13 protein-coding genes are annotated in these 20,644 nt (G+C 62.6%); 7 read left to right on the top strand and 6 right to left on the bottom strand.

Going from position 1 to position 20,644, the window contains the following annotated elements; genetic code table 11:
• Positions 1-7: 7 nt before the first annotated feature.
• The 6 genes from ACQ4WQ_RS17115 to ACQ4WQ_RS17090 form a co-directional block, all read right to left on the bottom strand.
• Positions 8-1,621, bottom strand: coding sequence for a M28 family peptidase (locus tag ACQ4WQ_RS17115; RefSeq protein ID WP_436498657.1), 1,614 nt, complete (start codon positions 1,619-1,621; stop codon positions 8-10).
• A 135-nt stretch (positions 1,622-1,756) separates the two neighbouring features.
• On the bottom strand, positions 1,757-2,593 hold the full coding sequence (locus ACQ4WQ_RS17110) for an HDOD domain-containing protein (RefSeq protein ID WP_092716110.1): 837 nt from the start codon (positions 2,591-2,593) through the stop codon (positions 1,757-1,759).
• A gap of 121 nt (positions 2,594-2,714) precedes the next feature.
• Complete coding sequence (locus ACQ4WQ_RS17105) at positions 2,715-3,800, bottom strand: BMP family ABC transporter substrate-binding protein (RefSeq protein ID WP_436498655.1); 1,086 nt, start codon at positions 3,798-3,800, stop codon at positions 2,715-2,717.
• Between the two features lie 21 nt (positions 3,801-3,821).
• Positions 3,822-4,751, bottom strand: a complete 930-nt coding sequence (locus tag ACQ4WQ_RS17100) for an ABC transporter permease (RefSeq protein ID WP_436498653.1) — start codon at positions 4,749-4,751, stop codon at positions 3,822-3,824.
• A complete protein-coding gene (locus ACQ4WQ_RS17095) occupies positions 4,744-5,826 on the bottom strand; it encodes an ABC transporter permease (RefSeq protein ID WP_436498651.1) in 1,083 nt (360 codons plus the stop codon). Before ACQ4WQ_RS17095 ends, ACQ4WQ_RS17100 begins: the two co-directional genes overlap by 8 nt.
• Positions 5,819-7,345 (bottom strand): ABC transporter ATP-binding protein, encoded by a 1,527-nt coding sequence (locus tag ACQ4WQ_RS17090; RefSeq protein ID WP_436498649.1) that lies wholly within the window; start codon positions 7,343-7,345, stop codon positions 5,819-5,821. The genes ACQ4WQ_RS17095 and ACQ4WQ_RS17090 overlap by 8 nt, the downstream gene beginning before the upstream one ends.
• 437 nt (positions 7,346-7,782) lie before the next feature.
• On the opposite strand from ACQ4WQ_RS17090, the gene ACQ4WQ_RS17085 reads away from it, so the two are divergent.
• From ACQ4WQ_RS17085 to ACQ4WQ_RS17055, 7 genes are all read left to right on the top strand, one after another.
• Positions 7,783-8,595, top strand: coding sequence for an outer envelope protein (locus tag ACQ4WQ_RS17085; protein ID WP_436499168.1), 813 nt, complete (start codon positions 7,783-7,785; stop codon positions 8,593-8,595).
• Between the two features lie 78 nt (positions 8,596-8,673).
• The gene (gene tssF / locus ACQ4WQ_RS17080; RefSeq protein WP_436498647.1) at positions 8,674-10,527 is read left to right on the top strand and encodes a type VI secretion system baseplate subunit TssF; all 1,854 of its coding nucleotides are present in this window, start codon (positions 8,674-8,676) and stop codon (positions 10,525-10,527) included.
• Positions 10,491-11,531 (top strand): type VI secretion system baseplate subunit TssG, encoded by a 1,041-nt coding sequence (gene tssG, locus ACQ4WQ_RS17075; protein ID WP_436498645.1) that lies wholly within the window; start codon positions 10,491-10,493, stop codon positions 11,529-11,531. Before tssF ends, tssG begins: the two co-directional genes overlap by 37 nt.
• A gap of 78 nt (positions 11,532-11,609) precedes the next feature.
• Positions 11,610-13,751, top strand: coding sequence for a type VI secretion system Vgr family protein (locus ACQ4WQ_RS17070; protein ID WP_436498643.1), 2,142 nt, complete (start codon positions 11,610-11,612; stop codon positions 13,749-13,751).
• A gap of 2 nt (positions 13,752-13,753) precedes the next feature.
• Positions 13,754-15,058: a DUF2169 family type VI secretion system accessory protein gene (locus tag ACQ4WQ_RS17065; protein ID WP_436498641.1), complete on the top strand. Its 1,305-nt coding sequence runs from the start codon at positions 13,754-13,756 to the stop codon at positions 15,056-15,058.
• Entirely contained in the window at positions 15,048-20,003 is a 4,956-nt protein-coding gene (locus tag ACQ4WQ_RS17060) for an RHS repeat-associated core domain-containing protein (RefSeq protein ID WP_436498639.1), read from the top strand. The genes ACQ4WQ_RS17065 and ACQ4WQ_RS17060 overlap by 11 nt, the downstream gene beginning before the upstream one ends.
• Entirely contained in the window at positions 20,000-20,632 is a 633-nt protein-coding gene (locus tag ACQ4WQ_RS17055; RefSeq protein WP_436498637.1) for a hypothetical protein, read from the top strand. Before ACQ4WQ_RS17060 ends, ACQ4WQ_RS17055 begins: the two co-directional genes overlap by 4 nt.
• Positions 20,633-20,644 lie beyond the last annotated feature (12 nt).

Below are 20,644 nucleotides of genomic sequence, written 5' to 3'. Positions count from 1 at the left end.
CCACGTCTTATTTCGCGGCCTGCACGCGCGCCTTGCCAAACGCATCGCCCGCCTTCCAGGCCGGCATCCTGGCCGCATTCGCCACGGCTTGCCCCAGGTTCAGGGTGAACTGCGCCTGCTGCGTCATGCCGGACAGATCCCAGCTGGCGTCGTACTCATCGGTGACTTGATGGTAGCGGGGGCCGTAGGCGGCCGCCTTGGCTTTCGACGCTGCCACGTCCTTGATGTATTCGCGTCCGCCATTGATGGAAAACGCGGGCACGCCCGCCTTGGCAAAGCTGAAATGGTCGCTGCGGAAATAACCGCCGGCCAGGTCGGGACGCGCTGCCGCGATGTGCATGCCCATGGCTTTGGCCGTTGCCGCCGCCATCGCCCCCAGCTCCGTGCGCTCGCTGCCCTGCGCGCCGATGTCGTGCGTGGCGCCCACGAAGTTCAGGCTGTCCAGGTTCAGCGCGGCGGCCGTCTTGTCCAGCGGCCACAGCGGGTCGGCCGCGTAGGCGGCGCTGCCCAATAGCCCCTGTTCCTCGGCCGCCACCCACAGGAAGATCTGCGTGCGTTTTGCCGGCTTTTTCACGGCTTCCTGCGCCATGGCCAGCAAGCCGGCCGTGCCGGAAGCGTTGTCGACGGCGCCGTTGTAAATCGTGTCTCCAGAGTCACCTTGCTTGCCCAGGTGGTCCCAGTGGCCGCTGTAGATGACGGCTTCATCTTTCAATTTCGGGTCGGTGCCCGGCACCATGCCCGCGATATTGAATTGCTCCACCTTGCGCACGATGGACTTCATCTCGCCCGACAGCTTGGCGTTCAAGGCGACGGCCTGGAAATCCTTGCTTTCTGCCTTGGCGCGCAAGGCGTCCAGGTCCTGGCCGCCCGCCGCAAACAGGCGGCGCGCCGCGTCTTCCGCGATCCAGCCCTGCAGTGGCGTGCCGGCCGTGCGGTCGGCCAATTGAAAACGTTCGCTGCCGCTCCAGCTATTCTGCACGACGCTCCAGTCGTACGAGGCGGACGGTTTCGTGTGGATCAGCAACACGCCCGCCGCGCCCTGGCGCTTGGCTTCCTCGAATTTATACGTCCAGCGGCCGTAATAGGTCAGCGCCTTGCCGGCGAAGCGGTTCGGATCAAGCGCGGTCGGCTGCGGGTCGTTGACCATCATGACGACGATCTTGTTTTTGACATCGGCGCCCTTGAAATCGTTCCAGCCTTCTTCCGGCGCCGTGATGCCGTAGCCGACGAACACCAGCGGCGCGTCGAAGGTGTGCGCGGCAACGGAGTCGCCCGTGGCCCACACCCAGTCGGGGCCGAACGCCAGCGGCACGGCCTTGCCGCCGGCCACGGCCTGCAGGCTGCTTTCGGCAGGCAGCGACTTCACGCCGGCGATCTGCACGCTCTGGCGGTAGCTGTTGCCACGCACGGGTTGCAATCCGGCCATCTGCGCCTGGGTTTCCAAATAAGCCACCGTCAGGTCGGCACCGCGCTGGCCCGTGCCCCGGCCTTCCAATAAGTCGTTGGACAGGAAGGCCAGGTGGGCGCGCAAGGGCGCTTCCTGCACCACGGGCAAACCGGTGGCGGCCTGGGCGGAAAACGCCAGCGCGGTCAAGGCGAGGGAAGAAAACAGCTTCTGCATAAGATCCTTTGGATAAGAGGAGACATTCAGTCCGGCGGATGGCCGAGCCGGCGATTGTATGCCATGGGGCAGGCGCGGCAAAATGCGGACGAAAAAAATCCCCGCGGCAAGGCGGGGATGTCATGGCCGAGTAAATTACACGAGCAAGGCGGCCGCCAGGGATTCGATCTCTTCGGCCGATTCCTCGAGTATCGTATGCAGGGTGCTGCCGCCGATACCGAAATCGATCTTCGCCGCCGCCTGGCGCCGCGCGGCGCTTTCCGGCGGGTGCAGCGGCGAGCCGACGGGCGACAGATCGTTGGCCAGCACCAGGGTCGCGCCCAAGGTGCGGGGCGGGAACGTGCTGCCGCCGTGCCACATGCCTTCCACGGCCTGCAAGACCAGGTCCGGCACTTGCAGTTGGCGCAGCACGCCGCGGCCGATCAGTTTTTCGCCGTATTCGATCCAGTCTTCGGTGTTGTCGTCGAGCAATCCTGGATATTCCTCGGCGCGCGACAGCAAATAAAAGCCGCCCACTTCGTGCACGATGGCGGCAAACATGGCCGTTTCCACGTCCACATGCGTGACTTTCCGGGCGATGACCTGGCTCAGCGCGGCCACGTGGGCCGTGTGTTCCCACAGCTTGGCCGCCTTGGCGCGCAATTGCGGGTCCGTGATCTGGCTGCCCAGCTGGCGCACGATGACGGATGCCACCATCGATTTCAAGGTGGCAAAGCCCAGGCGCGAGACAGCCGCGCGCACATTGGCGATTTCATTGCCGGAACGGTTGTAGGCTGCCGAGTTGGCCAATGCCACGACCCGCGCCGACAGCAGCGGCTCGGCCATGACCATGCGGGCGGCCGCTTCGATATGGCAATCGGGGTCGTCCAGCGCTTCCTGCAGCTTCAAGGTGGCCTTGACGTTGGCGGGGAACGTCAGTTCGCCCTTGCTCGCTTGCAGCGCGATAATCTTGAATACTTCCAGTCTGTCCATGGGTCGATCTCCGGTACGGGCCTGTGCAGGCTCTGCTGTGTGGATGGGCCGGGAACGCGCATGTATCCCCGGCCTGGCTCCCGTTTCCGGCAATATTACAGCAAGTTTATACGCAAACCTATTACTTTCCGGAAACTTTCCCTGCCACGCCTTCGACAAAATAATCCATCTTCGTCAGCGCCGCATCGTCCAGCACGCCTTTCTCCAGGCGCACCTTGCCATCGTTATCCTTGATCGGCGCGCTGAACGGATTGAGCTTGCCAGCAACCAAGTCTTTCTCGCGCGCCAATACAAACTGTTTCACATCGGCGGGCACGGCAGCGTTGATGCCTTCCAGCTTGACCATGCCATCCTTGATGCCGCCCCAGGTGCTGCTGGACTTCCACGTGCCGTCGAGCACGGCCTGCGCCTGCTTCGTGTAGTAGTCGCCCCAATGGTGGGTGACGGCGGCCAGCTGCGCCTTCGGCCCGTACTTTTTCATGTCCGAGTGGTAGGCGATCGCATACTTGCCCTTCTCTTCCGCCGCCTGCACCACGGCGGTCGAGTCCGTATGATGGGTGACCACGTCGGCGCCCTGGCCGATCAGGGTGATGGCCGCGTCGCGTTCCTTGCCCGGGTCGAACCAGCTGTTCACCCACACCACTTTCACTTCCGCCTTCGGGTCGACGCTGCGCATGCCGCGCGTGAAGGCGTTCACGCCCTGCAACACTTCCGGGATGGGAAACGCCGCCACGTAGCCGGCCACGTGGGTCTTGCTCATCTTGCCTGCCAACACGCCGGCCAGGTAGCGGCCTTCATAGAAACGCGCATTCGTGTTGGCCACGTTGACGGCCGTCTTGTATCCCGTCAAATGAATGAACTTCACATTAGGAAATTGCTTCGCCACTTTCAAGGTGGGATTCATGTAGCCGAACGACGTCGTGATGACCAGCTTGCTGCCCGTTTGCGCCAGGTCACGGATCACGCGCTCCGCATCGGCGCTCTCCGGCACGTTTTCCACAAACCTGGTGCTGATCTTGTTGCCCAGCGCCTTTTCCATTTCCTTGCGCGCCAGGTCGTGCTGGGTGGTCCAGCCCGCGTCGCCGATGGGGCTGATATACACGAAGCCGACGTTCAGCGGAACGGTGGCCGGTGCGGCGGCCATGGCAGGCATGGCGGACATCAGCGCAACACTGCAAACGGCGGCGCACAGTAATTTCTTGGACATGGTTTTCCTTGTGGTGAGTGATTAATTTCCGGGATTGAAATTTTTCCCCAGCGAAGCGGGCATGTTGAGCTTGATGTAATTGGCATTACTGGAAATGAGCACGAGCACGACGATGGCCGCCAGATACGGCAGCATCGACAGCAGTTGCGACGCGACGGGCACGCCCAGCGCCTGCGCGTGGAAGGTCAATATCGTGATGCCGCCGAACAGGTAGGCGCCGCCCACCACGCGCGCCGGGCGCCAGGTGGCAAAGGTCGTCAGCGCCAGTGCGATCCATCCCCGTCCCGCCACCATGCCCTCGACCCACAGCGGCGTGTACACGAGCGACAGAAACGCGCCGGCCAGACCGCAGCAGGCGCCGCCGAACAGCACGGCCGCCAGGCGGATGCGCCGCACGGGATAGCCGAGCGCATGCGCGGACGCTGGCGACTCGCCCACGGCGCGCAGCACCAATCCTGCCCGCGTGCGGTACAGAAACCAGGCGATGGCCACGCACAGCAGCAGGGACAGATACACCATCGGATGCTGGCGGAACAGGGCCGGCCCCAGCACGGGAATGTCTTCCAATAAAGGGATGCCGAAGCGGCCATTGTGCAGGCTGTTGCCCACGTACTTCAGGCCGATGTACGTGGACGCGCCCGCGCCGAACAGAGATAAAGCCAGGCCCGTCGCGTACTGGTTCGTCCCCAGCCACACGGTCAGCCAGGCAAAGAACCCGGACAGCACCATGCTGGCCCCCGCCCCCGCCAGGAAGCCCAGCGTGGGGCTGCCCGTGTTGACGGCCACGGCAAAGCCCGTGATGGCCGAGACCAGCATCATGCCTTCCGCGCCCAGGTTCACCACGCCCGCCTTTTCATTGACGAGCAGGCCCAGCGCGGCGAGCATCAGCGGCGTGCCCGCATTGATGCTGGCGGCGATCAAGGGCGCTATCGTCAGGGCCAGGTTATCCATGTTTTCTCCAGCGCAGTTTGTATTGGATCAGCACGTCGCAAGCGAGCAAGGCGAACAGCAAGATGCCCTGGAACACGCCCGTGATGGCACTGGGCAAACCGAGGCGCGATTGCGCCAGTTCGCCGCCGATATAGAACAAGGCCATGACGAAGCTGGAAAAAATCACGCCCACGGGATGCAGCCGCCCCACGAAGGCGACGATGATGGCGGCAAAGCCGTAGCCGGGCGACACGGTGGGCGTGAGCTGCCCCATCGGTCCCAGCACTTCGCACGCGCCCGCCAGGCCCGACAGGGCGCCGCAGATCAGCAGCGACGACCACAAGGTCTTGCGCGAGGAAAAACCCGCATAGCGGGCGGCTGCCGGCGCCATGCCACCCACGCGCAGGCGAAAACCCGCAATGCTTCTGGATAAATACAGCCAGCCGCCCAGCGAGGCCAGCAGGGCAAACACGATGCCCACGTGCAAGCGCGTATCGCTGATCACCATCGGCAACAGCAAGCCGTCCGACAGCAGTTTCGATTGCGGAAAATTGAACCCTTCCGGGTCGCGCAGCACGCCGTACACGAGATAGCTGAGCAGCAATTGGGCGATGTAGACCAGCATCAGCGAGACGAGGATTTCGCTGGCGTTGTAACGGTCGCGCAGCCAGGCCACCAGACCCGCCCACGCCATGCCGCCCGCCATGCCGGCCAGCAGGGAAATGCCGATGAGGGCCGCGCCGCCCGCGCCATCGCCCGTGTCCAGGTACAGGGCCGCCGCGCCGCCGCAGATCGCGCCCAGGGTCAGCTGTCCTTCCGCGCCGATGTTATAGATGTTGGCGCGAAAGCAGATGGCCAGGCCCACGGCAATCAGCAGCAAAGGCGCCACCTTGAGGCCCAGCTCGGACCAGCCGTGCGCGTCGCGCAAGGGTTCGACAAAGAACACGGCCAGGCCCGCCAAGGGATCATGTCCCAGCGCCATGAACAGCAGCGCGCCGCACAGCACGGTCAGCAGCACGGCCAGCACGGGCGACAGCCACGACATCAGCCGCGACGGGGATGGACGGGCTTCCAGGCGCAAGGCAAACTTAGCCATGGGCAGCCTCCTGCGGCCACAGCCCGCTCATCCATTGCCCCACGAGATCGACGCTGGCCTCGCCCACGTCCAGGGACGGCGATATTTTTCCTTTTGCCATCACCAGCAAGCGGTCGCTGATCTCGAACAATTCATCGAGTTCTTCCGACACGATGAGCAAGGCACAGCCCGCGTCGCGCAGCGCCAGCAATTCGGCGCGGATTTGCGCGGCCGCGCCCACGTCCACGCCCCAGGTCGGCTGCGCCACCACCAGCACCGTGGGTTCGCGCATGACTTCGCGTCCGACTATGTATTTCTGCAAGTTGCCTCCCGACAGGCTGCGCGCCAGCGCCTGCGGCCCGCCCGCCTTCACCTGGAAGCGGGCGATGATGGCGGCCGCCCGCTGCGCGATGACGGTATGACGCACGAAACCGTGGCGGATGGTGGCCGGGGTCTGCAAGCTCAATAGCACGTTGTCGGCCAGCCCCATGTCAGGCACGGCGCCCCGCCCCAGCCGCTCCTCCGGCACGAAGCCGAAACCGAGGGCGCGGCGGCGGCCCGGCGGCAGGCGCCCGGCAGGCGTACCGTTCAGTACGATGCTGGCGGGGGACGCGCGCATGTCCTCGCCCGACAGGGCGGCCAGTAATTCCTGCTGGCCATTGCCGGACACGCCCGCGATGCCGACGATCTCGCCCGCGCGCACGTCGAAATGGATATCGATCAATTGCGTGGCGAACGGATGGCTCTTCGGCAGATCCAGCTGGCGCACGCTCAGCATGGCGGCGCCGGGCGTGCGCGCCACGCGCGTGACGGCGGGCGGCTCGGCGCCGATCATCATGCGCGACAGGCTGGCCGCCGACTCTTGCGAAGGGTCGCACACGCCCGCGTTCTTGCCGGCGCGTACCACCGTGCAGGTATGGCACAGGGCGCGTATCTCGTCGAGCTTGTGGCTGATGTACAGGATGCTGCAGCCTTCGCTCGCCAGCTGGCGCAGGGTAGCGAATAGCTTTTCCACGGCGCCCGGTGTCAGCACGGACGTGGGTTCATCGAGGATCAGCAGTTGCGGCCTGGCCAGCAAGGCGCGCACGATTTCCACGCGCTGGCATTCTCCGACGGACAGCGTGTGCACGTGGCGCTGCGGTTCCAGGTCCAGGCCGTACTGGCGCGCTGTGTCTTCGATGCGCTGGGCCAGCTCCGCCATGTTGGTGCCGGCGGGCAAACCGAGGGCAATGTTTTCCGTGACCGTCAAGGTGTCGAACAGGGAAAAGTGCTGGAACACCATGGCGATGCCGAGCGCGCGCGCGGCCGACGGGTTGGCGATCTCGACCTCGCGGCCATTCCACAGGATGCGGCCGCCATCGGGCTGCACGGCGCCGTAGATGATTTTCATCAAGGTCGATTTGCCGGCGCCGTTTTCGCCGAGTACGGCATGGATCTGCCCGGGCGCGACGGTGAGGTCGATGCCGTCATTGGCCACCACGGCCGGATAGCGCTTGCTGATATCGAGGAGTTCCAGGCGTGCCGTCATCGTTTTTTTCATGCCTCGCTGCGGGGTCGCCGGCCTAGTCGCCGGTGGAAAAAATCAAGCTGTTGTCTCTATCGTATCGGCATCCGCAGCGATTGGGGGATGGCGTGGCGGCACGCATTTCTATTTCCTCAAAAAAACAACACCTGTCTACAATTTTGAAAAAAATTATCAGCTTTACAGCGGCCGCCTTGCCCGGCAAGGGCGGGAAGGTGCGATGATTATATGCAGGAACTGATAGTAAGTATGCAGATAAGACATATCGCCCAGCGCGGCGCTTCTCGCATCATGGATTGAACGGCGCGCAATGCCCCATCGCCGCGCTTCATGCGCTAGTGAGCCAACCGCTGCGCCCAGCCATCCCAGTTCCCGTTTTCCAACACCGCCATCAGGAGCCGAAAGTGCCAAAAACCATACCGTGTCTATTGCTCTGCCTCACTACCACTCTGGGCGTGGGCGCGACCGTCCAGGCCGCCGAATGGAGCGATACCGCGCTGAGCTGGCGCGCCGGCAATGATTACCGCGAGCCCTTCAATCCGGACGACATCAAGAAAAACATCTTTGCCATCACGCACGCCAGCGGCTACAAATACGGCAGCAACTTCGTCAACCTGGACTTCCTGATCTCCGACAGCAAGGACCCTGGCGCACTGGGCAAGACGTCCGGCGCACAGGAAGCGTACCTGGTGTACCGCAACACCATCGACATCGGCAAGGTGCGCGGCAGCGACATCAAGTTCGGCCCCGTGCGCGGCGTCGGCGTCACCCTGGGCTTCGACGTCAACACGAAAAATGACGTCGGCTACAACTCGCGCAAGCGCATGCTGGTGGCCGGCCCCACCCTGATGTGGGACGTGCCCGGCTTCTTCAACACCAGCCTGCTGTTGCTGCGCGAAAGCAATGCCCCCAGCGGCGCCTTCCCGCCCATCTCGCAAGTGACGGGCCGCTACACGTATAAAACGCACGCCATGCTGACCGGTGCCTGGGCCATCCCCTTGTCGCCGTTGTTCTCGTTCGAAGGTTTCTTCAACCTCATCGATTCCAAAGGCAAGGATGAAGTGGGGCGCGACACGGCGGTGGAAACGAATATCGACATGCAAGTGATGTACGACGTGGGCGCGGCCCTGGGCAGCGCCAAGAACACCTTCCGCGTGGGCCTGGAATACCAGTACTGGAAGAACAAGTTCGGCAACTCGCCCGCCACCACGGGCAACGTGGGCCAGACGGCGAAGACGCCGATGATACGTGCGGAGTACCATTTCTAAGAATCATTGTCACGCATCAACATCCACCATCGCGCCTGATGCCAGCATGAAGCTTTCCTGCTGGCGGAGAGCGCGACCGTGGAACAACTATTGCCGTATTACGAGCGCGAGCTGGGCCTGTTCCGCCAGTACACGCGCGAGTTTTCCAGCCGCTATCCGAAAGCGGCCGGGCGCCTGCTGATTGCCGGAGACACCTGCGAAGACCCGCATGTCGAGCGCCTGATCCAGTCCGTCGCCCTGCTCACGGCCAGGGTCGCCAAGCGCCTCGACGACGCCTATCCGCAATTCACCAATTCTTTGTTGGAAACTTTGTACCCGCACTATCTGCGGCCTTTTCCCTCGTGCTCCATCGCGCGTATCGCCGCCGACGAAGCGCCGGGCGGCGGCCAGCTGTCTCAGGTGGCGCATGTGGCGCGCGGCACCGTGCTGCGCTCACAGCCGGTGCAGGGCGTCGCTTGCAAATTTACCAGCGCGTATGACGTGACCCTGGCGCCGCTGGCTATTTCGCGCCTGCATTTTTCAGCCATCATCGACGCGCCGCCCGGCTTGCGCCTGCCCGCCGGCGCCAGCGCCTTGCTCAGCATTCAATTCACCAGCAGCAGCGACAACTACCATCTCGATCAACCGGGTTTTGCCAGGCTGCGCCTGTTTGCCGATGGCGAACCGTCCGTGCGCGCAGCCCTGCTCGACGCCCTGTTTCTGCACGGCGCGGGAGCGTACGTGGCGCTGGACGAGCACAGCCCGTGGCTGGCCGTCGATGGCACGCCGCTGGCGCCGGCCGGCTATGCGGACGACGATGCGCTGCTCCCATTTTCCGCCCGTTCGCACCCGGCCCTGCGTCTGCTGACCGAGTATTTCGCGTTTCCGGAAAAATTTCATTTCATCGATATCGCCTGGTCCCTGCTGGCGGCCCTGCTGCCGAAGCAGTGCCGCCAGTTCACCTTGCACCTGCCGCTCAAGGGCGTGCGCAGCGACAGCCATGAGGCGCGGCTCTTGTCCGGCGCCAGCCGCGACAACCTGCTGCTGGGCTGCACGCCCGTCGTCAACCTGTTTGCCAAATCCGGCGTGCCGATCCGTCTCACGCATACCGAGCCCGACTACGCCCTGGTGGCCGATGCGACACATGCGTTTGCCTACGACATCCACAGCATCGACGCCGTCACCCTGGTGCGCAAGGACGAGGCCGGCGAGCGCCAGAGCACTTTTTTACCGCTGTATGCCTCGCTGCAAGGCGCCCAGACGGGACAGCACCAAGAGCATGGCCAATACTGGCTGGCGCGCCGCGACGAAGCCGTGGCAGCCATCAGTCCCGGCCATGAAATGCGCCTGAGCCTGATCGACCCGCAGTTTTCACCAAGCAGCGCCGCCTGCGCCACCGTCTCGACGCAGCTGCTGTGCAGCAACCGCGACTTGCCCACGCAACTGCACTACGGCTTACCCGGCGGCGACCTGCTGGCAGAAGACGTGCCCGACGGCATCCCCGCACGCTTCCTGCGCAAGCCCACGCCCAGCATGCGTTTCCCGGCGGACACGCACTGGCGCCTGATCGCCCACCTGTCGCTCAATTATTCCAGCCTGACGCAAGCGGGCCTGGGCGAATTCCAGAAAATGCTGAGCCTGTACGATCTGCCCCGCTCGCCCACCACGCAACGGCTGATCCAGGGCATCGTCACGCTCGAGCACGGCAGCACGCGCGCGTGGATGCCAACCGTGCCGTTTCCCACACTGATGCCCGGCATCGCCATCCGCCTGGGCATCGACGAGCAAGCGTTCGTCGGCAGCAGCCTCACTATTTTTGCCCAGGTGCTGCAGCGCTACTTCGCCCTGAACAGCCAGCTCAACTGCTTTAGCCAACTGACGCTGCTGTCCCACCGCAGCGGCGAGGAAATCCTACGATGCCCAGAACGCAGCGCCGACGCCACGCCAGCGTGATCCAGCAATTGCTCGACGCGCCGCAGCGCTTCGAGTGCTTCCAGGCGCTGCGCCTGCTGCAGGCGTGGCTGGCCGAACACGGCATCGATGAACACACGGCGCTGGCGAAGGTCATGCGCTTCGACAATAGCGTCTCGCTGCGCTTTCCCGCCAGCCAGATCGAGGCGCTCACGACCGGCGGCATCGCCGATGCCGATGCCTTGCTGCAAGCGCTGCTGTCGGGTCATGTACAGCATATCCACATCACGCCCGCCTTCATGGGCCTCCTGGGTTGCCAGGGCAGCTTGCCCAGCCACTATTCGGAGCGCATTGCCGCGCACCAGTACAGCGAACGCGAGAATAGCCCGCGCGCTTTTCTCGACCTGTTTTCCAGCCGCGCCGTCGTCCTGTTTTACCAGGCTTGGCAAAAATACCGCATCGAGCAAGCCAGCCACAGCAGGGACTTCCTGTCGCGCCTGCTGGCCCTGGCCGCGTGCCGCCCGGATCAGGATGAGGCCGCGGCCGGCCTGTACAGCGGCTTGCTACAGCAGCGCAACATCTCGTCCATCGTCATGGCGCGCATCCTCGGCGACCATTTCGGCGTGCCCTGCCACATCGACGAGGCGACAGGTGCCATGGACGTGCTGGCGCCGCGCGAACAAACGGCGCTGGGCATGGCAAACGCCGTGCTGGGCCAGCGCGCCACCGTCGGCGAGCGCTGCCGCCGCCCCGACCTGGCCGTGCGCCTGCGCCTCGGCCCGCTCACCGCGGAACAGCACGCCAGCTTCCTGCCGCGCGCCCCGGCCAGCGTGGCGCTGCGGCACATGCTGATGCTGTTCCGCCAGCCGCTCGTGCGCTACGACATCGTGCTGGTGCTGCGCGCCAGCGATGTGCGGGGGACGACGTTGACGGCTGCCGGGCAAGCTGGCCTCGGCCGCAACAGCTTTCTCGATGATGCGGCAACGCCGCGCCACCGCGATGACATGCATTACGAAATGCAATTGATGCCTTCACTCAACGATTGAACCTTGCGGCCGCGCAAAAACGCTTGTGTTCGCTATTGCTACAGTCGGCCAACGATTCCTACCGTGAAGCGATGCGCGATGAGCCAGTTCCCCGATACGACGGCGGCATGGACGGCATTAGTGGCCGACATGCAGGGCCAGCGCCTGCTGCGCCTGCACTTTCCGCATGGCGACGGCCCTGCTGGCATCCAGTTCCTGGCCAACAGCCTGGCCGCCAGCGAAAGCCTGTCGCGCGACTTTTCCTACGTGGTGGAAGTATTGTCCGACGACGCCACCATCGCGCTCGACAAAGTCATGGGCAAGATGGTGACCATCGAACTGGTGCGCGAAGACGGCACCTTGCGCTACTTCAATGGCTATGTGTTCGAATTCCGCTTCCTGCGCACGGACGGCGGTTTCGCGTTTTACGAGATGGTGCTGGAACCGTGGCTGTCGCACCTGCACTTGCGGCAAAACAATGTCGCCTTCCACGGCTTGACGGTGGCGGCGCTGACGGACAAGGTCTTCGATGATTACCTGATGCGCGACTACAAGCTGGCCGCCAGCGGCCTGGACCCCGCCATCACCTATACATGCCAGCACAACGAAAGCGACCACAACCTGCTGCACCGCCACTGGGAGCAGCTGGGCTGGCACTACCGCTACGAACACAGACCCGACGGCCACACCTTGTGGCTGTCCGACGACAGCACCACCGGCAAGCCCATCGATGGCGATCTGAGCGAAATGCCTTTCCAGCACCAGGCCGGGTCCCTGGAAGACGATGGCGTGCATCAATGGAGCACGGTGCGGCGCATGGCGCCAAGCCAAATGACGGTGGCCAGCTTCAATTTCAAGAATCCGCGCAGCGCCCGCGCCAGCCGCGACTCGCTGAACCGGCAAGGCGCCGTGCCTGCCCTGGAAGTGTATGAAAACACGGGCAGCTACGGCTTTAAAAACCTCGACGACGGCGAGGCGCTGGCGCAGCGCCGCATGGAAGAGCGCGACGCCCAGGGCCAGCTGTTCGAGGCACAGGGCAACGACCGCACGGCGCAACCGGGACGCTGGTTCACCCTGGGCGGGCATTTCGACAGCGCGGCCAGCGAGTACCTGATCCTGTCCGTGCACCACTACGCCAGCAACAACTATCAGCAGGGACGCAACGCCACTTCACACTACAGCAACACATTTACCTGCATCGCCCGTGACATCCCCTGGCGCCCCGGCCGCAACTTCCATAGCCGCGAACCGAAGATCTACGGCGTGCAGACGGCCACCGTGGTCGGGCCGCCCGGCGAGGAAATCCACACGGATGGTTACGGACGGGTGAAGGTGCAATTCCACTGGGACCGACTCGGTACCTTCGACGACAAGAGCTCGCCCTGGATACGGGTGATATCGAACTGGGCCGGCCCGAATTTCGGCCACATCAGCCTGCCCAGGGTGGGCATGGAAGTGGCCGTCCAATTTCTCGACGGTAACGTCGCCATGCCCATCATCATCGGCTGCGTCTACAACGCGCGCAATATGCCGCCGTGGGAGCTACCGGCCAACAAGACGCAAAGCGGCATGCTGAGCCGCTCGTCAAAAAAAGGTGCCGCCGCGCACGCCAATGCCCTGCGCTTCGAAGACCGCAAGGATGCGGAAGAGCTGTGGCTGCATGCGGAAAAAGACCAGCGCATCGAAGTCGAGCATGACGAATCGCACTGGGTCGGCAACGACCGGCGCAAAACCATCGACCGCGATGAAACCGTGCACGTCAAGCGCGACCGCACGGAGACGGTGGACCACGATGAAGACATCACCGTGCACAACAACCGCAGGGAACGCGTCGACCGTGAAGAGCACATCGACATTGGCGACAACCGCCGCGAACACGTGGGCGGCAACGAGCAGGTGCAGATCGACGGCCACCGTTCGGAACGGGTGACCCTGGCCAAGGACGAAACCATCGGCCTGGCCAAGGTGCTGACCATCGGCGCCGCCTACCAGACCACCGTCATCGGCGCCATGAACACCACCGTCGTGCTGGCGCAGGCTGAGCAGATCGGCCTGGCGAAAAGCGTTATCGTCGGCGCCGACAGCACGCTCACGGCCGCCGATTCGCACACGATGACGGTCGGCACGTCCAGTATCACCATCACGCCGGGACGCATCGAACTCGTTGCCGATGAAATCATCATCCGCGGCAGATCGAAGGTGCAGATCCACGGCGACGACATCGACAACAATCCGGGCTGACGATGAACGACGCCGGCACAGCCCATTTCAATATCCCCAACCTGCTCTTCGACAACCGCACGCCGCACGCGGCAAGCCAGTTCGACATGGTCGACCAGTTTGGCGAGGCCTTTCATGTGGTGGTGGCGCGCATGGGCTACACCCTGGGCCCGTGCGGCGCCGATGGTGTGGCCAGCCTGCTGCCCATGGCACACCAGTCGCCGCTGGCCACGGAAGACCGGCACCTGCACGACGACACGCAGGCGGGCACGGTGCAGGAGAGCGACTTCGCGCCCTACAAGCCGCGCTGCGACGTGATCGTCAATGGCGTGGCGCACGCGCCGCGCGGACAGGCGATGCCGCAATTTCTCGTCAATTTGAAGGTGCAGTCAAAAAAGAAGACCCTGATCGACAAGACCTTGCAGGTGTGCGGCGAGCGTGCATTCCGCAAGAAAAGCATCCTCACCCGCCTGGCGCAAGGCTGCGCCCGCGTCGCCACGGCGGGTTTGCTGCGGCCCAATCCGTGGCACTTGTCCACGCCAGAGCCGTTCCTGCAATTGCCGCTGCACTATGCCTATGCGTATGGCGGGCAATGCCGCATCGAGGCCGATGACTGCACCGCGGCGCAACACGATTCCTGCCAGGCCAATCCGCTGGGACGCGGCTTTGTGCGGCACTGGTACCTGGATGCGAAACATGTCCATGAGGTACCCGCACCCCGCATGACGCATCCATCGCTGCCCTGCACGGCCGCCCAGTTCTGGCAAGGAGCGGGCGGCGAGGATTTACCGGCGCCGGCGGGCCTTGCCGTTATCGGCCGTGGCTGGCTGCCGCGCCGCGCACTGGCCGGCAGCATCGCAGTCAAGGATCAATGGAATGCCGACGACATCCCCACCCTGCCGGAAGACTTCGATTTCGCCTACTGGAACAGCACGCCGCCGGACCAGCAATGCACGCACCTGGCGGGACTGGAACAATTTACACTGACCAATCTGTGCCGCCACGACCATCGCTCGGCGCGCATCGACCCGCGCGGCAACACGGTGCTGCGCTTCGCCTTGCCACGGCAGGTGCTGTGTTTGCTGCTGGCGGACAAGAACGACCAGTTGCTCGTCTGGCGCCTGGCCATCGATACGGTGCTGGTCGATCCCGAGGCGGGCACCGTGGAACTGGTGTGGCGCGCCATCGTGCCGGCCGACGCGGGCCAGGTGGCGTCGCGCCTGCTGCACGTGATGGAGCCGGCGCAAATCGCCCGCATCGAACTGCTGGAGCAGGCGCAGGAAGCGCTAGGCGAAGCCGCCGGGCAAGGCAAAAACCATGACGAATGAAACCGTCACCAAGGCCTCGCGCTTCTATTGCGTCAGCCTCAGCCCCGACATTTGCAAGACGCCCATCGGCTCCAGCACGCCCCCTATTCCCTACAACATCATCGGCGAATTTTCAGAGGCGCAGAACGCCTCGCCCAACGTCAAGTCGCACAGCGAACCCGTCATCCTGCATCAGCGCAGCACCATTCCCACCGTCAAGGGCGACGCGGCCGGCAAGGCGGGCGGCGTCAAGAGCGGCACCGTCGGCAAGCAGGTCGACACCAAGGTCGCCAGCCCCATCCACCGCGCCAATGGCGCCAACCTGGTGCAGATGGGACGCGAAGTGTGGATGAATTCGCGCAATACGGTGGGCAAGATTTACGAGCGGGGTGCGGAAGCGGCCAAGCCCGTGCTCAAGGACCTGAAGGCGGCGATACGGGAAGCGGCACAGGATTACAAGGAGCATGGTTCGAAGAAAATGCATGGCGCCGCCGAAGACCTGGTGGAAGTGGGCGGCACCGTCCTGACAGGCAGCGCCGTGCTGGGAGTGGCTGGCGTTGGCGTGGCGGCCACTGGCGTTGGCGCCCCCGTTGCCGCCGCGATGGAAACGGGGGCGGCAGCGGGCGCGGTTGCCGGCACGGCGACCGTTGCAACAGGCACGGCAATGGAAGCGTCGGCCACGGTGCTCGACCAGGCGGCCGACTACCTATTGACAGGCAAGACCCCTGATTTACTCAATACAGCCTCAGACATCGTCACGAATGCGGCAGGCACAGTACTGCAAACAGCGCTCTTCAGCAAGATTCCTGGCGGAAAAATACTGAGCAAATTCCTCGGCAAAAAAGCGGCGCCGACCATCAAGAAGGTCAAGGAAAAGCTGGTCGGAAAAAAGCCGGACAAGCTGCCCCCAAAACTCGACAAACCTCCTCCAAAAAACGGCGGCGACGACGGCAAGAGCCGTGGCAAGAAGGAGCCGAAATCGGAACCGCCGTCCGACTGCTGTCCCAAGGATAGCGGCCCCGCCAAAAAACCCGTCAAGGGCCGCAAGCCCGTGCATTTCGGCACGGGCCAGGAAATCCTGTACCAGACGGATTTCGCGCTCGAACGCAGCATCCCCATCGCCTGGACGCGCTGCTACCGCTCCGGCGCCGCATGCGAAGACTGGAGCTTGCTGGGCGCGCGCTGGTCCACGCCCTACACCACCAGCCTGTCGCTGTGCGAGGCCGGCATCGTGTTTCACGACGACAGCGGCCGCGCCCTGCGCCTGCCAAGCCTGGAAGCGGGCCAGCAACACGACAGCCGCAAGGAAGGTTTTACGCTCACGCGCGACGGCGCCGACACCTTTACCGTGCTGTGGCGCGACGGCAGCAGCGACCGCTACGCACGCGCAGAAGGCGGCTGGCTGCCGCACGGCTACGACGGCGTCAACGCCATGCTGGCCCCGTCGGCGCCGGTTGCCACGCAGCGTTTTGCGCTCGTGCGCAGCGAGGGGCGCGATGGACGCGGCATCAGCATCGACCGTTTCATGGAGGCCAGACCGGGCGAAGTGCTGCTGCGCCTGCGCAGCGACGATGGCGGCATGCTCGAAGCCATGCGCGGAGAGACGGAACAGTCCCCCCGCATCGGCCGGGTTGACGAAGTGCTGGCGGACGGCAGCCGACTCTGCCATGTCCGCTACGCCTATGCCAGCGAAACGGACGATGCCCAGCCGCCCTTCGCACCCCGCCACAACCTGGTCAGCCAGTCGAATGCGTTGGGCGACACGCGCCGCTACACCTATCGTCACCACCTGCTCACGTCGTGCAGCAGCTACACGGGCTTTACGTACGAATTGGAATGGATCAGCCTGGACGCGCTGCGCGCCCGCTGGAGCGGTTCTCCCTTGAGCGAGCCGGAACTGGCCGAACGTTTCCCCGTCACCCTGGCCGACAGCTACCAGGCGCGCGCCGTCGCCACCCAGGCGTGCGATGACAGCGAGCACATGCGTATCGATTACGTGGACAACGATACCAGCCGTGTCACGGAAAACGGCGGCATCCTCGAATACACATTCGACGCCAACTGGCTGGTCACCGAGGTGCGCCGCGTCATCGATGGCAAGGCCGCCTCGCTGGGCCGGCGCGAATGGGACCGCGACGGCATGCTGCTGGCCGATATCGACGCCAACGGCGCCGCCATGCGCTATGCCTACGATGCGGCCGGCAACCTGACCCGCAGCACCGATGCAAAGGGACACAGCAGCAACATCGACTACGACGGCCAGAACCAGCCCGTCGCCTTCACGGATGCGCTGGGCAATATCACACGCCGCGAATACGATGCGGCAGGCCGTCCCGTCAGCATCACGGACGCCCTGGGCCACGTTACGCGCTACCGCTACGACCAGCGCGGCCAGTTGGTGGAGCTGATCGACGCCAGGGGCGGCAGCAAGCATTTTCAATACAACCGCCAGGGTTCGCTGACCAGCTACACGGATTGCTCCGGCCATACCAGCGAATACCGCTACGATGCACTGGGGCAGCTGGAAGCGGCCCGCGATGCACTGGGCCATGCCACCCGCTATGCCTATGACGCCCTTGGCCGGCTGATCCGTCTCACGGCGCCCGATCAAACCCGGGAGCAATACGCCTACGATGCGGACGGCAATCTGCTCCTGCACGTGGATGCGGCCGGTCAGCAGACGCGTTACCGCTACAACGGTCAGGGCTTGCCCGTGGAGCGCACGGACGCCATCGGCCAGACGGTGCAGTATCGCTACGATGCCGCGCTGCAACTGACGGAATTGATCAACGCCAAGGGCGAAAGCTACCGGCTCGCGTATCACGCGGAAGGCTGGCTGGCGTCGGAAACGGGCTTCGACGGCAAGCGCACGCAATACAGCTATGACCAGGCCGGCAACCTGACCGCCACCGAGTGCGGCAGCCTGCGCACGCAGCTGCTGCGCGACGCGCTCGGTTTGTTGCAAGTCAAGACCACGGCGGACGGCGTGGTGCGCTACGCCTACGATGCGCTGGGCCGCCTGACGGCCGTCTCCGCCCCGCAAGCCGAACAGCGCTTTATCCACGACGCGCTGGGCCAGTTGACCGAAGAACGCAGCGCATATTTTCTGCAATCCCTGCCCGACGTCGGCAGGCTGCCCAACGCCCCGCGCGCGCCGGATGCCAGCTTTGTCATGACGCATTCTTATGACGAACTGGGCAACCGCATCCAGACGGTCTTGCCGAATGGCCGCCGCATCGATACCCTGCGCTACGGCTCCGGCCACTGGCATGGCGTGCTGTGGCAAGGCAAGGCCGTGGTCGATGTCGAGCGCGACAAGCTGCACCGCGAAAGACAGCGGCAACTGGGCAGCAGCGGCTTGCTCGCCACGCGCCAGTACGACCCGCAATCGCGGCTCACCCAGCTGACCCTGGCACGGGGCGCCGACGCACCCGCCCCTGTGCGCGAACGCCGCTTCGACTACGATGCGCAAGGCAACCTGACCACTATTTTCCAAACGGGTTCCACGGCTGCCGGCCCGCTCGGCAAACTCAGCTACACCTATGACCCCGTCGGGCAGATACTATCCGCCGTGCAACCGGGCCTGGCCGAACGCTTCGCCTTCGACCCGGCCGGCAATCTGCTCGACACGGCTCCCGCCCCCGGCAACGTCCTGAAACGCTACGGCGATACCGAATACGATTACGACGAGCAAGGCAATGCCACCGGCAAGCGCTTCCATCCACAGGGCAGGGAATCGACGTGGAGCGACCTGGCGCTTGAATACGACGCCGAAAACCGCCTCAGCCACGCCACCAGGACGGAACGCCAGTCGCGCCACCGCGCCCGCTATTTTTATGACGCCTTCAGCCGCCGCATCGCCAAACGGGTAGAGGAAGCACGCTGGAGCAATCGGCAAGACATCACCAAAGACCAGCCCGCACGCACGAGCGCCGCCACCACCTTCTTCGTGTGGGACGGCGACACACTGGCACAGGAACTTGGGCACGAAGAAACGGTCACATATTTGTACGAGCCAGACAGCTTCGTGCCGCTGGCCAGGATCAGTTCGCAAGGCTGCGGCCAGGCAAGCACGGCCCACCTGCCGCGCATCGCGCAGTGGGATTTACCCGCCACCCGGAACGACACCGAACTGCAGGCGCTCATTGCGCAAGAACAGGCGGACACCGAAGCGCTCCAGGTATCGGCATGGCAGCGTACCCAGGCGGCAGCCGACGGCGCGGCGGCACACGATAGCATCACCCACTACCACTGCGACCACCTGGGCACGCCGCGCGAGCTGACGGATGCGCAAGGGAACGTGGTCTGGAGCGGGCGCTACAAAGCGTGGGGGCGTTTGCTTTATGTGGAAGGGAAAATCGCGCAGCCGCTGCGGTTTCAGGGGCAGTATGAGGATGGGGAAACGGGGCTGTTTTACAACCGTAATCGGTATTATGAACCGAATTGTGGGCGTTATGTCAGCCAAGACCCGATCGGCCTTTCCGGCGGACTGAATGGTTATGCGTACGCACAAAACCCCATTTACTGGAACGACCCGCTAGGACTGGCAAAATGCAAAGTCATCATCGGTGCCGCGGACGAAATAAGAAATCTGCCCGCATTGCACAACATGCTCCCCAGCAAGATCAGAAAGATTTTACGGAGCAGAGGATACACGATGGTAGGTTCCAGAAATAATGCAACAGGATCAAATACAGCAGGACAAGTCTGGACAAAAAATCTGCCGGACGGGTATACAGCATCAGTGCGAATTGATCCAGCGGAAAGTCGCTCGCCACCACTAGGACGTGCCGATGAAGTACCGCACGCCCATAAAGAAATTGTCCCTACGTCCAGCGTATCAAACGGAAATTATGGGCCTCCAAGGCTCTCCGGGTCACTCTTATGCGACGATACTGGAAACATCGCGGTGCAGGGTGATTTTAAAGGAATGCATATTGAGATAAAAAAAGGGAAATTAAAATGATGAAAAATACATCAATAAAAAATACAGTATCAAAATCAGAAAAAATAGATAATTTAGATATTAAAAACATACTAGAAATACTTAAACAACAAGAAATCGAAAACAAATTAAACAAAGAACAAATTGAAATTATAAAAAAAATTAAAAATCCTAAAAAAGACAAAGAAATTGCTTGGAGTTTACTTTTTGAAATAGACCCAATAGAAAAAATACTTAATATTGCAAAACAAGAAATGCAAAAAATTTACACCTTTGAAGGACATCAAATTATCTCAAATGAACTACGTCACGCGATAGCATATGTGTTACTAAAGTCAAATAATGAGGATTTTAAGAAAATAATTCACAAACTGATGTTAAGCAAATCTAACGCAGTGAAATTAATAGCATCAGAATACTATCTATACAAGAAAAACAATCATAAAGCAATGGAGATACTTCTCAAAATTCTAGAGGATGAGAAAATAGATCATAATATTTCAGATGCAATAGATATGCACATAGCAAGTTGCACAAATTCCGAAATGCTATCTTTTATTGAAAAAAAGATAGAATCCAACATTGGAAACAAAAAAACAAAGGAAATATTAAATTACGTATTATCAATAATGAAAATTTCCATTAAATAAAAATAATAATTT

This window comes from Janthinobacterium goodfellowi, from assembly GCF_051380695.1.
In the GTDB taxonomy this organism is placed as follows: Bacteria; Pseudomonadota; Gammaproteobacteria; order Burkholderiales; family Burkholderiaceae_D; genus Janthinobacterium.
This window is presented reverse-complemented; position numbering and strand designations above follow the sequence as displayed.